Source organism: Streptomyces sp. NPDC041796, assembly GCF_055590785.1.
On record NZ_JBVJAH010000011.1, the window covers coordinates 166941 to 181128 of the forward strand.

A 14188-nucleotide genomic window follows, 5' to 3' on the forward strand; every position below is an offset into this window, starting at 1 on the left:
GTAGTCCGTCGCACGGCAACGCCGAACGAAGCGGCCGGACCCGCCCCCCGGGGGGCGGGTCCGGCCGCTTCGTTCGGCGTTGCCGTGCGACGGACTACGGACTGTGGACTACTTCACCGGCTCCGGCTCGGTGTCCGCCTCTTCCGCCGGGGTCTCCTCGACCGGCTTCTTGACGGAGTCCAGCAGCAGCTGGGCGACGTCCACGACCTGGAGGCTCTCCTTCGCCTTGCCGTCGTTCTTCTTGCCGTTCACGGAGTCCGTGAGCATGACCAGGCAGAAGGGGCAGGCGGTGGAGACGATGTCCGGGTTGAGGGACAGCGCCTCGTCGACGCGCTCGGTGTTGATGCGCTTGCCGATCCGCTCCTCCATCCACATCCGCGCGCCACCGGCGCCACAGCAGAAGCCCCGCTCCTTGTGGCGGTGCATCTCCTGCTGGCGCAGGCCCGGGACGGCCGACATGATCTCGCGCGGCGGCGTGTAGACCTTGTTGTGGCGGCCCAGGTAGCACGGGTCGTGGTACGTGATCAGACCGTCGACCGGTGTCACCGGGAGCAGCTTGCCCTCGTCGATGAGGTGCTGGAGCAGCTGCGTGTGGTGGATGACCTCGAACTCGCCGCCGAGCTGCGGGTACTCGTTCGCGATCGTGTTGAAGCAGTGCGGGCAGGTCGCGACGATCTTCTTGGCCGACTTCGGCTTCTTCGTCGACTCGTCCTCGTCGTCCTCGCCGAACGCCATGTTCAGCATGGCGACGTTCTCCTGGCCGAGCTGCTGGAACAGCGGCTCGTTGCCCAGGCGGCGCGGCGAGTCACCGGTGCACTTCTCCTCGCCGCCCATGATCGCGAACTTGACGCCCGCGATGTGCAGCAGCTCGGCGAAGGCCTTGGTGGTCTTCTTGGCGCGGTCCTCCAGGGCACCGGCGCAGCCGACCCAGTAGAGGTAGTCGACCTCGGTGAGGTCCTCGACGTCCTTGCCGACGATCGGGACCTCGAAGTCGACCTCCTTGGTCCACTCCACGCGCTGCTTCTTGGCCAGGCCCCAGGGGTTGCCCTTCTTCTCCAGGTTCTTGAGCATCGTGCCCGCCTCGGACGGGAACGCGGACTCGATCATCACCTGGTAGCGGCGCATGTCGACGATGTGGTCGACGTGCTCGATGTCGACCGGGCACTGCTCCACGCAGGCGCCGCAGGTGGTGCAGGACCACAGGACGTCCGGGTCGATGACGCCGTTCTCCTCGAGCGTCCCGATCAGCGGGCGCTCGGCCTCGGCGAGGGCGGCGGCGGGGACGTCCTTGAGCTGCTCCTCGGAGGCCTTCTCCTCGCCCTCCATCGTCTTGCCGCCGCCGGCCAGCAGGTACGGCGCCTTGGCGTGCGCGTGGTCGCGCAGCGACATGATGAGGAGCTTGGGGGAGAGCGGCTTGCCGGTGTTCCAGGCGGGGCACTGCGACTGGCAGCGGCCGCACTCGGTGCAGGTGGAGAAGTCGAGCAGGCCCTTCCAGGAGAAGTGCTCGACCTGGGAGACGCCGTAGACGTCGTCGTCGCCCGGGTCCTCGAAGTCGATCTCCTTGCCACCCGACGTCATCGGCTGGAGCGCGCCGAGCGCGGTCGACCCGTCGGCGTTGCGCTTGAACCAGATGTTGGGGAAGCCGAGGAAGCGGTGCCAGGCCACACCCATGTTGGTGTTGAGCGAGACCGTGATCATCCAGATCATGGTCGTGCTCAGCTTGATCATGGCGAAGAGGTAGACCAGGTTCTGCAGCGCGCCGACGCTCAGGCCCTTGAGGGCCAGGACGAGCGGGTACGAGGCGAAGTACGCGGGCTCGTAGTGGTCGACGTGGTGCAGGGCGCCCTCGAGGCCGCGCAGTACGTAGATGGCGAGGCCGATGGTGAGGATGACGTACTCGACGAAGTACGCCTGGCCCATCTTCGAGCCGGCGAACCGGGACTTGCGGCCCGGCCGCGAGGGCAGGTTCAGCAGCCGGATGACGATCAGCGTGGCGATGCCGAGGGTGGTCATCGCGCCGATGAACTCGATGTACAGCTCGTACGGCAGGAAGCCGCCGATGATCGGCAGGGTCCAGTCCGCCTGGAAGAGCTGCCCGTACGCCGTGACGATCGTCGGCGGCAGCGTCAGGAAGCCGACCGCCACGAACCAGTGGGCGATACCGACGATGCCCCAGCGGTTCATCCGGGTGTGACCGAGGAACTCCCTGACCAGAGTGACGCTGCGCTGGTAGGGGTTGTCGGTCCGGGTGCCGGCCGGGACCGGCTGGCCCAGCTTGAAGTGGCGGACGAACTGGCCGATGGCGCGGGCGAGCAGCGCAACGCCGACCACGGTCAGGGTCAGCGACACAATGATCGCGGCGAGTTGCATGGAGGCTCCTCGGGCCTGCGAGGGTGGGAGAGCTTGGGTACTACTAAGCGGTAACTTATTTAGTCCGTGCTGAGCGTACCCAGTTATTCCGCCGCACTGTAGCCGCGCACGCGGTGATCTGCGTCGCTCAGGTGAGCCTGACCGGACACGGTCCGCAAGGTGCGCAGCAGGAGGGCCAGGTCCAGCCCGAGCCACTGGTGCTCCACGTAGTGCTGGTCCAGCAGGAGTGGCTCGTCCCACGGCAGCGTGGAGGCGCGCCGGACCTGGGCCAGTCCGGTCAGCCCGGGTCTGACGCTCCGGCGCCACGGGGCGTCGGCGGCGGGGGCGCCGGGCGGGAGGGGAGCCGGGCCGACGAGCGACATCTCGCCGCGTACGACGTGGGGCAGGCGCGAGAGCACGTCGAGGCGGAGGCGCCGGGTGGGCAGGTGGCGCAGGGTGAACGGCCGGCCGTCGAGCCCGGTTCTCGTCCCGGTCGTGAAGACACCGCCGGGCGGCCGTCTCAGCGCGGTGGCGACGGTGGCCGCGAGGAGCAGCGGTGCCGTCAGGACGAGCAGCGCGGATCCGAGCACCAGGTCGAGGACGCGCTTGGGATCCGGCGAGGGGCGGGTGGGGCTGACGGGCGCGGGGCGGATGCGTGCGGGGCTGGTGTGTGCGGGGCTGGTGGGCCCCGGCGCGCGGGGACGGCGGAGGTCCGCCGTGGGGCTGACGGGCGTCGGCCCGGTGGGGGCCGGGTCCGGTCCTGTGGGGGCGGGGTCCGAGCCGGTGGGGGCGGGCTCCTGCTGCTCGGGGACGCGGACGGGAGTCGGCCCGAGTGCGCCCGTGGGGTCCGTCTCGGGTCCGTGGACGGGCTCCGTCTCGGGAGCGGGGGCGGGGGCGGGAGCGGGAGCGGGGGCGGGGGTCGGCTCCGGTACGCCCTCGGGGCCCCGCTCGGGCATGCGCACGGCATCCGGCTCGGGGGCGCGCCGGGGGTCCGGCTCCGGAATGGGTGCCGGGCTCGGTGAGGGGTGGTGTGCCGGGTCCGGTGAGGGGCGGCGTTCGGGGTGCATGGGATGCGTGGGGCACATGGGGCACACACCTGACAACTTTGCGAGAAATGTGGCTTTTGGTTGGTTCTTTGAACGATCGCACGGTTGGGTGTGAGGTGGTAGTGCTTCGCGGGTACGCGGCGGGTCGTGCGACTGCGCCCGCATAAGTTGAGCGTAAGTGGCTCAACTCTGTTGACTCCGGTCTGGCTGTCGTGCATCCTTGAGCCTGTTCCACTCAAGTCAGCTGGAGGAATCGAAAATGGCACGTGCGGTCGGCATCGACCTGGGCACGACTAACTCCGTCGTCAGCGTTCTGGAAGGCGGCGAGCCCACCGTCATCACCAACGCCGAGGGCGCCAGGACCACGCCTTCCGTCGTCGCCTTTGCCAAGAACGGCGAGGTGCTCGTCGGCGAGGTGGCCAAGCGTCAGGCGGTCACCAACGTCGACCGGACCATCCGGTCCGTCAAGCGTCACATGGGCACCGACTGGAAGATCGAGCTCGACGGGAAGAACTTCAACCCGCAGCAGATCAGCGCCTTCATCCTGCAGAAGCTGAAGCGCGACGCCGAGGCGTACCTGGGCGAGAAGGTCACCGACGCGGTGATCACCGTCCCGGCGTACTTCAACGACTCCGAGCGCCAGGCCACCAAGGAGGCCGGTGAGATCGCGGGCCTCAACGTCCTGCGCATCGTCAACGAGCCGACGGCCGCCGCCCTCGCGTACGGCCTGGACAAGGACGACCAGACCATCCTGGTCTTCGACCTCGGTGGCGGCACCTTCGACGTCTCGCTGCTGGAGATCGGCGACGGCGTCGTCGAGGTGAAGGCCACCAACGGTGACAACCACCTCGGTGGTGACGACTGGGACCAGCGTGTCGTCGACTACCTGGTGAAGCAGTTCCACTCCGGTCACGGCGTGGACCTGTCCAAGGACAAGATGGCCCTCCAGCGCCTCCGCGAGGCCGCCGAGAAGGCCAAGATCGAGCTGTCCTCGTCCACCGAGACCTCGATCAACCTGCCCTACATCACGGCCTCCGCCGAGGGCCCGCTGCACCTGGACGAGAAGCTCACGCGCGCCCAGTTCCAGCAGCTCACCGCGGACCTGCTGGAGCGCTGCAAGACGCCGTTCCACAACGTCATCAAGGACGCGGGCATCGCCCTCTCCGAGATCGACCACGTCGTCCTCGTCGGTGGCTCCACCCGCATGCCGGCCGTCGCCGAGCTCGTCAAGGAGCTGACCGGCGGCAAGGAGGCCAACAAGGGCGTCAACCCGGACGAGGTCGTCGCCATCGGCGCCTCGCTCCAGGCCGGTGTCCTCAAGGGTGAGGTCAAGGACGTCCTGCTCCTCGACGTGACCCCGCTGTCCCTCGGTATCGAGACCAAGGGCGGCATCATGACCAAGCTCATCGAGCGCAACACCACGATCCCGACCAAGCGGTCCGAGATCTTCACGACGGCCGAGGACAACCAGCCGTCGGTGCAGATCCAGGTCTACCAGGGCGAGCGCGAGATCGCGGCGTACAACAAGAAGCTCGGCATGTTCGAGCTGACCGGCCTCCCGCCGGCCCCGCGCGGCGTCCCGCAGATCGAGGTCTCCTTCGACATCGACGCCAACGGCATCATGCACGTGACCGCGAAGGACCTGGGCACGGGCAAGGAGCAGAAGATGACCGTCACCGGCGGCTCCTCGCTGCCGAAGGACGAGGTCGACCGGATGCGTGAGGAGGCCGAGCGGTACGCGGAGGAGGACCACAAGCGCCGCGAGGCCGCCGAGACCCGCAACCAGGGCGAGCAGCTCGTCTACCAGACGGAGAAGTTCCTCAAGGACAACGAGGACAAGGTTCCGGGCGACGTCAAGACCGAGGTCGAGACGGCGGTGAACGAGCTCAAGGAGAAGCTGAAGGGCGAGGACACCGCCGAGATCCGCACCGCCACGGAGAAGGTCGCGGCCGTCTCCCAGAAGCTCGGCCAGGCCATGTACGCGGACGCCCAGGCCGCGGGCGGGGCCGCCGGTGCCGGTGAGGCTCCGGGTGCCGCCCAGGGCGCCGCCGCTGACGACGATGTCGTCGACGCCGAGATCGTCGACGACGAGAAGCCGAAGGGGGCCGCATGACGGAGGAGACCCCGGGCTTCGAGGAGAAGCCCGACGTCCCCTCCGGCGCCGCGCCTGACGACGCCGCCGACGCCGCCGGTGCCCCCTCCTCCGCGAACCCCGCGGAGGAGGGCCCGGCGGCCCCGGCAGGGGACGCGACCGCAGCTGTCGCCGGCCTGACGGCCCAGCTGGACCAGGCCCGCACCGCGCTCGGCGAGCGCACGGCGGACCTCCAGCGGCTCCAGGCCGAGTACCAGAACTACCGCCGCCGGGTCGAGCGCGACCGGGTCACGGTCAAGGAGCTCGCCGTGGCGAGCCTCCTGACCGAGCTCCTGCCGGTGCTCGACGACATCGGCCGCGCCCGTGAACACGGCGAGCTGGTGGGCGGCTTCAAGTCGGTGGCCGAATCGCTGGAGACGGTCGCCGCCAAGATGGGCCTGCAGCAGTTCGGCAAGGAGGGCGAGCCCTTCGACCCGACGATCCACGAGGCGCTGATGCACAGTTACGCACCGGACGTCACCGAGACGACGTGCGTGGCGATCCTGCAGCCCGGGTACCGCATCGGCGAGCGGACCATCAGGCCCGCACGCGTCGCGGTGGCCGAGCCCCAGCCCGGGGCCGCGCCGGCCGGGCAGGCCGCCCAGGCGCCCAAGGAAGAGCAGCAGTCGGCCGACGAGGAGAGCGGTGGCCCCGAGGAGGGCTGACGCATTGACCGGTAATCGGGAGGAGGGACGTCGATGAGCACGAAGGACTTCGTGGAGAAGGACTACTACAAGGTTCTCGGCGTCCCCAAGGACGCCACCGAGGCCGAGATCAAGAAGGCGTACCGGAAGCTCGCCCGCGAGTTCCACCCGGACGCCAACAAGGGTGACGCGGGCGCGGAGGCGCGCTTCAAGGAGATCTCCGAGGCGAACGACATCCTCGGTGACCCCAAGAAGCGCAAGGAGTACGACGACGCCCGCGCCCTGTTCGGCAACGGTGGCTTCCGCGCCGGTCCGGGCGGCGGCGCCGGCGGCACGTTCAACTTCGACCTGGGCGACCTCTTCGGGGGCGCCCAGGGCGGTGCCGGTGGAGCCGGCGGTGCCGGTGGTTTCGGCGGGGGCCTCGGGGACGTCTTCGGCGGCCTGTTCAACCGGGGCGGCGCGGGCACCCGCACCCAGCCGCGCCGGGGCCAGGACATCGAGTCCGAGGTGACGCTGAGCTTCACCGAGGCGGTCGACGGGGCCACGGTCCCGCTGCGGATGTCCAGTCAGCAGCCCTGCAAGGCCTGTTCGGGCACCGGTGACAAGAACGGCACGCCCCGTGTGTGCCCCACCTGTGTCGGGACCGGCCAGGTCTCGCGCGGCGGCAGCGGCTCCTTCTCGCTGACCGACCCGTGCGTGGACTGCAAGGGCCGCGGGCTGATCGCCCAGGACCCGTGCGAGGTCTGCCACGGCAGCGGCCGCGCCAAGTCGTCGCGCACCATGCAGGTCCGCATCCCCGCGGGCGTCTCCGACGGGCAGCGCATCCGGCTGCGCGGCAAGGGCGCGCCCGGCGAGCGGGGAGGCCCGGCCGGTGACCTGTACGTGGTGGTGCACGTGGACGCCCACCCGGTCTTCGGCCGCAAGGGCGACAACCTGACCGTCACGGTGCCCGTCACGTTCGACGAGGCGGCGCTCGGCGGCGAGATCAGGGTGCCGACCCTCGGTGGGCCCGCGGTCACGCTGAAGATCCCGGCCGGTACGCCCAACGGCCGTACGATGCGCGCCCGTGGCAAGGGCGCCGTCCGCAAGGACGGTACGCGCGGGGACCTGCTCGTCACCGTCGAGGTGGCCGTGCCGGGGGACCTGAGCGACAAGGCGCGCGAGGCGCTCGAAACGTACCGGGAGGCCACGGCGGGTGAGGACCCGCGGGCCGAGCTGTTCCAGGCCGCGAAGGGGGCTTGAGATGGACGGACGCCGTCGCAATCCGTACGAGCTGACCGACGAGACACCGGTGTACGTCATCTCGGTGGCGGCCCAGCTCAGCGGACTGCACCCGCAGACGCTGCGCCAGTACGACCGGCTGGGCCTGGTCTCGCCGGACCGTACGGCGGGGCGGGGCCGGCGCTACTCGGCGCGTGACATCGAACTGCTCCGGCAGGTGCAGCAGTTGTCGCAGGACGAGGGCATCAACCTGGCGGGCATCAAGCGGATCATCGAACTGGAGAACCAGGTCGCCGCCCTCCAGTCCCGGGTCGCCGAGCTCACCGCGGCGGTCGAGGGCGCGGCGGCGACGATGCGGCAGCGCGAGGCGCAGGTGCACGCCTCGTACCGGCGTGACCTGGTTCCGTACCAGGACGTGCAGCAGGCGAGCGCGCTGGTGGTGTGGCGACCGCCCAAGCGCGGTGAGTGACACGTCGTGTGAGGCCCCTTCCGTTGCGGCGGAGGGGGCCCCTTCCGTTGAGGCCCCTTCCGTATACAGGGGCGTGCGATGATCCCGGCGTGCGGACGAATCGGCGGTACGGGACAGGTCGTGCGGGCGCGGGGGCCGTGCTGGTGGCCCTGACGGCGCTGGGAGCGGTGGGCTGCGACGACGAGACGGGTGACGCGCCGCTGCCGGAACGCAGCACCGCGCCTCCCGCGCCGACGGCTCCCGTCCCGCCCCAGGGTGCTCCCGCGCCGCCCCGGGCGACGGCCGCGGACTGCCCGGCCTCCGGTGTACGCGTCGGTACGGGGATGACCGACGCAGCGATGGGGCTGCGGGCGATGGGACTGACCCTGCTCAACTGTGGTGCCGAGCCGTTCGAGTTGAGCGGCTACCCCGTCCTCGACGTCCTGGGCGAGCGGCGCGAGAAACTGGACGTCACCGTCCGCGACGGCTCGCACGTCGACACCACCACCAAGCCCTCCACATTCGTCCTGGCGCCCGGTGAGCAGGCCGCGGCGTCGGTGGTCTGGCGCAACACGGTGACCCGGACCGACGTGGTGGCGACGACCGGCGCGTACGTCCGGGTGACCCCCGCCCCCGGCACGGCGGCCCAGACGGTCGCCCCGGCCGACGGCGGCCCGCTGGACCTCGGCAACACCGGGGTCGTCGAGGTCACGCCCTGGAAGCCGTACAAAGGGTCCTGACGCCGTACGAAGGGTCCTGACGCCGTACGACCCGACCTGAAGCCGTAGGGCCCGTCCTAGGGGATGAGCTCGGTCACCGCGTCCAGGGTCGTCTCCCACATCGGCTGGGCGCCCGTTCCGAAGGCCGCCGCGAGGGCGGTGCCGACGGCGACGTCCTGGGCGAGGACCTTGGCGTGCTCGTCCCAGTCGGTGGTGACGTGGCCGTCGCCGGTGGACTTCAGGTCGCCGAGCCGGCGGCCGTCGCGCAGCAGTCGGCTCTCCTCGTAGCCGCACGGCACGAGCCGGTAACGGGCGTCGCCGGTCCGGGCGTCGACACGGTAGGAGCGGCGGGACAGCCGGCCCTTGGCGGGCCAGATCCCGGCCGGCCGGCCGTCGACGGTGAGCGTCAGCAGCGCGGGGTCGCGGGTGCCGATCGGAATGAGCGGGTCGGGCTCGGTGCCGGTGGTGCGGACGAGACGTACGTGCGGGAGGCCGGGGCCCGTGACGTCGACGGTGCCGGCGTCGGACCGCAGTTGGACGGCCGGTGTGGCGGGGAAGTGGTCGTGCATGGTCAGTGATCTTGCTCCAGGATGCCGGACTGTGCGATCAGGTACCCCAGTTGGGCGCGGCTCCCGCTGCCGAGGACGGCCGCGAGCTTGGCGATGTGGGCGCGGCAGGTGCGGACGTTCATGCCGAGGCGGCGGGCGATCGCCTCGTCGACGTGGCCCTCGACGAGGAGCTTGGCGATGGAGCGCTGGACGCCGCTGATGCCGTCGGACTTGAGGTCGTACGGGATCTCCTCGTTGATCGGCACGGCCAGTTGCCAGAACTGGTCGAACACCCCGGCGAGGTAGGCGACCAGGCCGGGGTGGCGCAGTTCCAGGGCGACTTGGCGGTCGCTGCGGGCGGGTACGAAGGCGACTTCACGGTCGACGATGATCAGCCGGTCGATGATCTGCTCCAGGGTGCGCACCTGCACCTCGGGGCCCACGTGTTCCAGGTACGTCAGCGTCAGTTCGGTGTGGCGTGCCGTGTGCTGGTAGAGGGTGCGCATCCGGATGCCCCGGCCGAGCAGGGGCCGTACGCGGCGCAGCGCCTCGCTCAGCCCGTGGGCGGGGCGCCCGCCGCCGGGCTGGACGGTCAGCAGCTCCTTCTCGCAGCCGGCGACGACGCGGTCCAGCGTCGCGTTGATCCGGCTCAGTCCCTCCAGCACGGTGATGGCGTGCGTGGTGGGCGCGTTCTGGGCGCTGATCGCCATGAATGGCTCGAACGCGTCGGACAGTTCGACGGTGAGACGTCTACGCTCCAGGATCTCGCGCTCGATGGGCTGGAGCAGTTGTGCCAGCGCGGAGGAGGGCGGGACGGGCCGGAGCCACTGGGCGTCGTCCGGGTCGGGGTGCAGCAGCGCGAGGTCGAGGAGACACGGCACCTCATCCGCCTCTGACCGGGGTATTCGTCCACTGCGCAAGGCGTTGGCGTAGAGCTCGGAACCCGCCTCGCAGAGCTCCGCGTGGGAATGGGGGTGGCCAGGCTTGTCCGGTTTTACGCTCATCTGTACACCCCCAGGCTCCTGCATCTCAGGAACATGATGCCTGCCGTAGGTGGTGGAAGCGTGGAGAGTGAGCAATCGTCGTAGCCGCGGGGGTTGGAAAGAGACGTTGCCTTCAAGTGAGGTTGCTCGGTGATGACGAAGAGACTCATACGCGCAGTGGTGGCCAGTGCGTTCATCGCTGCCGGCGCGGTAGGGGTTCTGGGGGCGGCCGAGGGTCTGGACTCGCAGGCGGCTCCCGGCACCGGAACCACGACGCAGGACCCCGGCTGGACCGCCGCGCCCGCCACGTCGGGCCTGACCGTGAACGACCCCTCGTGGACCACCGCACCCGTCAGGTCGGGTACGGCCGCGCTGGACCCCGGCTGGACCGCCGCACCGCCACGGGCGGACCTGGCGGCGTACGACCCGAGCTGGACCGTCGTCGGCGCATGAACGTTCCCGACGACTCGCGCTTCCGGCGCGAGATGGCATCCGCTTACCGTTCCGGGTGGCATTTCATCGACCTCGTCACGGCTGTGCCGCACAGTGGCGATTCGTTGATGGTCACCCTCTTCGGGGAGCCGATCGTCATCACGCGCGGAGAAGACGAGGACATCCGAGCCTACCGATGCCTTCGACGGCCCCGCGGAGCTCCGCAGCCCGTCCGATGCGCCATCCGGTACGGCATGATTTTCGTCAACCTCGACCAGCGTGACCACCAGCTGGTCGAGCCGGAGACCACCACCGCCACCCCCCGCAGCGCCTGAGCGATTCCCCCGTCGTTGTAAATCGCCCAGGTGCTTCCCCCACACAGCGGCGCCATCGTGGACCTGAACACGATGGCGCCGCTGTGCTGTGCGCGTACGGCTCAGAGGGCCACGCCCCGGAAGGTCGCGCCCCGGAAGGTCACGCCCCGGGCGGTCACACCCCGAAGGGTCACGCGCGCCCCATCGCCCGGGTGAGGGCGATCTCGATGACGACCCGGTCCGGGTTCGGCGTCGGCGTACGGCCGTAGCGGGCCGCGTAACGCTCCACCGCGTCCGCCACCACCTCGGGCTCCGTACGGATCGTCGCGACGCCCTCCAGCGTCGCCCAGCGCCCCTTGTCGACCTGGCACACCGCCACCCGTGCGCCCCCGGGGCCGGCCGCCAGGACGTTGGCGACCTTGCGGCTGTGCTTGTTGGTGATCACCCGGGCGATGCCCTTCTCGCCGCCCTCGGGGTCGTAGGTCACGCCGACCGCCACGACGTGCGGAGTGCCGTCCGGCCGGGGCGTGGTGAGGGTCGACATGTGGTACTCGCGCCAGAAGCCGAGGTACGAGTCGCCGGGGTTACGGGGGTCGATGGCCATGCCCGCGAACCTACCGGCGGCGGCTACCCCGAACCACATTGAGTGGAATAGACTCAACTTTACGTACGATAGATGAGTCATACCCGTGGGACCCCGCACCAACGAGGAGGAGAGACCGCCCGTGGACGCCGAGCTGACCAACAAGAGCCGGGATGCGCTGAACGCCGCGACCAGCCGCGCCGTGTCCGAAGGACACCCGGACCTGACCCCCGCGCACCTGCTGCTCGCGCTGCTCGCGGGCCAGGACAACGAGAACATCGTCGACCTGCTCGCCGCCGTCGACGCCGACCAGGCCTCGTTGCGGTCCGGCGCCGAGCGCGTGCTCGCCGCCCAGCCCAGCGTCACCGGATCCACCGTGGCCCCGCCGCAGCCCAACCGGGACCTTCTCGCCGTCGTCGCCGACGCCTCGCGGCGCGCCAAGGAGCTGGGCGACGACTACGTGTCGACCGAGCACCTGCTCATCGGCATCGCCGCCAAGGGCGGGCAGGCCGGCGAGGTGCTGGAGCGGCAGGGCGCCAGCGCGAAGAAGCTGCTGGACGCGTTCGAGAAGGCGAGGGGAGGGCGCCGCGTGACCACACCGGACCCGGAGGGCCAGTACAAGGCGCTGGAGAAGTTCGGTACGGACTTCACGGCCGCCGCCCGTGACGGCAAGCTCGACCCGGTCATCGGCCGGGACCAGGAGATCCGCCGCGTGGTGCAGGTGCTGTCCCGGCGTACGAAGAACAACCCGGTGCTCATCGGCGAGCCCGGCGTCGGCAAGACCGCCGTCGTCGAGGGCCTCGCCCAGCGCATCGTCAAGGGCGACGTCCCAGAGAGCCTCAAGAACAAGCGCCTGGTCGCCCTCGACCTCGGCGCGATGGTCGCGGGCGCCAAGTACCGGGGCGAGTTCGAGGAGCGGCTGAAGACCGTCCTGTCCGAGATCAAGGCCAGCGACGGCCAGATCATCACCTTCATCGACGAGCTGCACACGGTCGTCGGCGCGGGCGCCGGCGGGGACTCCGCCATGGACGCGGGCAACATGCTCAAGCCGATGCTCGCCCGCGGCGAGCTGCGCATGGTCGGCGCCACCACCCTCGACGAGTACCGCGAGCGCGTCGAGAAGGACCCCGCCCTGGAGCGCCGCTTCCAGCAGGTCCTGGTCGCCGAGCCGACCGTCGAGGACACCATCGCGATCCTCCGTGGCCTCAAGGGCCGGTACGAGGCCCACCACAAGGTCCAGATCGCCGACTCGGCCCTGGTCGCCGCCGCCACGCTCTCCGACCGGTACATCACCTCCCGGTTCCTGCCCGACAAGGCCATCGACCTCGTCGACGAGGCGGCGTCCCGGCTGCGCATGGAGATCGACTCCTCGCCCGTGGAGATCGACGAGCTCCAGCGTGCCGTCGACCGTCTCCGCATGGAGGAGCTGGCGCTGAAGAACGAGTCCGACCCCGCCTCCGTACAGCGCCTGGAGAAGCTGCGCCGCGACCTCGCCGACAAGGAGGAGGAGCTGCGCGGCCTGACCGCCCGCTGGGAGAAGGAGAAGCAGGGCCTCAACCGCGTCGGTGAGCTCAAGGAGCAGCTCGACGACCTGCGCGGGCAGGCCGAGCGCGCCCAGCGCGACGGCGACTTCGACACCGCCTCCAAGCTGCTGTACGGCGAGATCCCGGCCGTGGAGCGGGAGCTGGAGGCGGCCAGCGAGGCCGAGCAGGAGGCCGCCAAGGACACGATGGTCAAGGACGAGGTCGGGCCCGACGACATCGCCGACGTGGTCGGCTCCTGGACGGGCATTCCGGCCGGCCGCCTGCTGGAGGGCGAGACGCAGAAGCTGCTGCGGATGGAGGACGAGATCGGCCGCCGTCTGATCGGCCAGAGCGAGGCCGTGCGGGCGGTGTCGGACGCCGTGCGCCGCACCCGCGCCGGCATCTCCGACCCCGACCGGCCCACCGGCTCGTTCCTCTTCCTCGGCCCGACCGGCGTCGGCAAGACCGAGCTGGCCAAGGCCCTCGCCGACTTCCTCTTCGACGACGAGCGGGCCATGGTCCGCATCGACATGAGCGAGTACGGCGAGAAGCACAGCGTCGCCCGGCTCGTCGGCGCGCCCCCCGGCTACGTCGGCTACGAGGAGGGCGGCCAGCTCACCGAGGCGGTGCGCCGCCGCCCGTACAGCGTGGTGCTGCTCGACGAGGTGGAGAAGGCCCACCCGGAGGTCTTCGACATCCTGCTCCAGGTGCTGGACGACGGCCGCCTGACCGATGGTCAGGGCCGTACGGTCGACTTCCGCAACACCATCCTCATCCTCACCTCCAACCTGGGCAGCCACTTCCTGATGGACCCGCTGACCCCGGAGGAGCAGAAGAAGGAGCAGGTGCTGGAGGTGGTGAGGGCGTCCTTCAAGCCCGAGTTCCTCAACCGCCTGGACGACATCGTGGTCTTCACGGCACTCGACCGGGACCAGCTCGCCCACATCGCGGGGCTCCAGATCGACCGCCTCGCCAAGCGGCTCGCGGAGCGCCGGCTCACCCTGGACGTCACCCCGGCCGCCCTGGAGTGGCTCGCCGTCGAGGGCTTCGACCCGGCCTACGGCGCCCGCCCGCTGCGCCGCCTGGTCCAGACGGCCATCGGTGACCGGCTCGCCAAGGAGATCCTCGCCGGCGAGGTCGAGGACGGCGACACGGTGCGCGTGGACCGGACGGAGGACGGGCTGACCGTGGGACCGGTGCGGTAGGCGGGGGCTGCGGACTACGATCGGAGGAAAGGCAGGTGACAA

The 14188-nt window shown here is 70.4% G+C and carries 13 protein-coding genes; 8 read left to right on the plus strand and 5 right to left on the minus strand.

Features of this window, described 5'->3' with window-relative positions; translation table 11 throughout:
* Positions 1 to 108 precede the first annotated feature (108 nt).
* Entirely contained in the window at positions 109 to 2370 is a 2262-nt protein-coding gene (locus ACZ6C1_RS23365) for a (Fe-S)-binding protein (protein ID WP_469243190.1), read from the minus strand.
* An 83-nt stretch (positions 2371 to 2453) separates the two neighbouring features.
* Positions 2454 to 3434, minus strand: coding sequence for a sugar transferase (locus tag ACZ6C1_RS23370; protein WP_469243189.1), 981 nt, complete (start codon positions 3432 to 3434; stop codon positions 2454 to 2456).
* Positions 3435 to 3654: 220 nt separating this feature from the next.
* On the opposite strand from ACZ6C1_RS23370, the gene dnaK reads away from it, so the two are divergent.
* From dnaK to ACZ6C1_RS23395, 5 genes are all read left to right on the plus strand, one after another.
* Positions 3655 to 5508 (plus strand): molecular chaperone DnaK, encoded by a 1854-nt coding sequence (gene dnaK, locus ACZ6C1_RS23375; RefSeq protein ID WP_382673775.1) that lies wholly within the window; start codon positions 3655 to 3657, stop codon positions 5506 to 5508.
* Positions 5505 to 6191: a nucleotide exchange factor GrpE gene (grpE, locus tag ACZ6C1_RS23380; RefSeq protein ID WP_469243188.1), complete on the plus strand. Its 687-nt coding sequence runs from the start codon at positions 5505 to 5507 to the stop codon at positions 6189 to 6191. Before dnaK ends, grpE begins: the two co-directional genes overlap by 4 nt.
* A gap of 33 nt (positions 6192 to 6224) precedes the next feature.
* Positions 6225 to 7412 (plus strand): molecular chaperone DnaJ, encoded by a 1188-nt coding sequence (gene dnaJ / locus ACZ6C1_RS23385; RefSeq protein ID WP_469243187.1) that lies wholly within the window; start codon positions 6225 to 6227, stop codon positions 7410 to 7412.
* 1 nt (position 7413) lies between these two features.
* A complete protein-coding gene (locus ACZ6C1_RS23390; protein WP_469243186.1) occupies positions 7414 to 7860 on the plus strand; it encodes a heat shock protein transcriptional repressor HspR in 447 nt (148 codons plus the stop codon).
* Positions 7861 to 7949: 89 nt separating this feature from the next.
* Positions 7950 to 8579: a DUF4232 domain-containing protein gene (locus ACZ6C1_RS23395; protein WP_469243185.1), complete on the plus strand. Its 630-nt coding sequence runs from the start codon at positions 7950 to 7952 to the stop codon at positions 8577 to 8579.
* A gap of 56 nt (positions 8580 to 8635) precedes the next feature.
* Here ACZ6C1_RS23395 and ACZ6C1_RS23400 read toward each other — a convergent pair whose 3' ends face one another.
* Both ACZ6C1_RS23400 and ACZ6C1_RS23405 read right to left on the minus strand, forming a co-directional pair.
* Positions 8636 to 9127, minus strand: coding sequence for a hypothetical protein (locus ACZ6C1_RS23400; RefSeq protein ID WP_469243184.1), 492 nt, complete (start codon positions 9125 to 9127; stop codon positions 8636 to 8638).
* A gap of 2 nt (positions 9128 to 9129) precedes the next feature.
* Positions 9130 to 10110: a helix-turn-helix transcriptional regulator gene (locus tag ACZ6C1_RS23405; RefSeq protein WP_351822505.1), complete on the minus strand. Its 981-nt coding sequence runs from the start codon at positions 10108 to 10110 to the stop codon at positions 9130 to 9132.
* Between the two features lie 132 nt (positions 10111 to 10242).
* Between ACZ6C1_RS23405 and ACZ6C1_RS23410 the strand changes: the two genes are divergently transcribed.
* Together ACZ6C1_RS23410 and ACZ6C1_RS23415 are read left to right on the plus strand one after the other, a co-directional pair.
* Positions 10243 to 10542 (plus strand): hypothetical protein, encoded by a 300-nt coding sequence (locus tag ACZ6C1_RS23410; protein WP_469243183.1) that lies wholly within the window; start codon positions 10243 to 10245, stop codon positions 10540 to 10542.
* Complete coding sequence (locus ACZ6C1_RS23415) at positions 10539 to 10856, plus strand: Rieske (2Fe-2S) protein (protein WP_064067217.1); 318 nt, start codon at positions 10539 to 10541, stop codon at positions 10854 to 10856. The genes ACZ6C1_RS23410 and ACZ6C1_RS23415 overlap by 4 nt, the downstream gene beginning before the upstream one ends.
* A gap of 169 nt (positions 10857 to 11025) precedes the next feature.
* Here the strand turns inward: ACZ6C1_RS23415 and ACZ6C1_RS23420 are convergent, their stop codons facing one another.
* Positions 11026 to 11439 carry a pyridoxamine 5'-phosphate oxidase family protein gene (locus tag ACZ6C1_RS23420; protein ID WP_469243182.1) on the minus strand — a complete coding sequence of 138 codons (414 nt, stop codon included), beginning with the start codon at positions 11437 to 11439 and terminating at the stop codon, positions 11026 to 11028.
* 121 nt (positions 11440 to 11560) lie between these two features.
* On the opposite strand from ACZ6C1_RS23420, the gene clpB reads away from it, so the two are divergent.
* On the plus strand, positions 11561 to 14146 hold the full coding sequence (gene clpB, locus ACZ6C1_RS23425; protein ID WP_469243205.1) for an ATP-dependent chaperone ClpB: 2586 nt from the start codon (positions 11561 to 11563) through the stop codon (positions 14144 to 14146).
* Positions 14147 to 14188 lie beyond the last annotated feature (42 nt).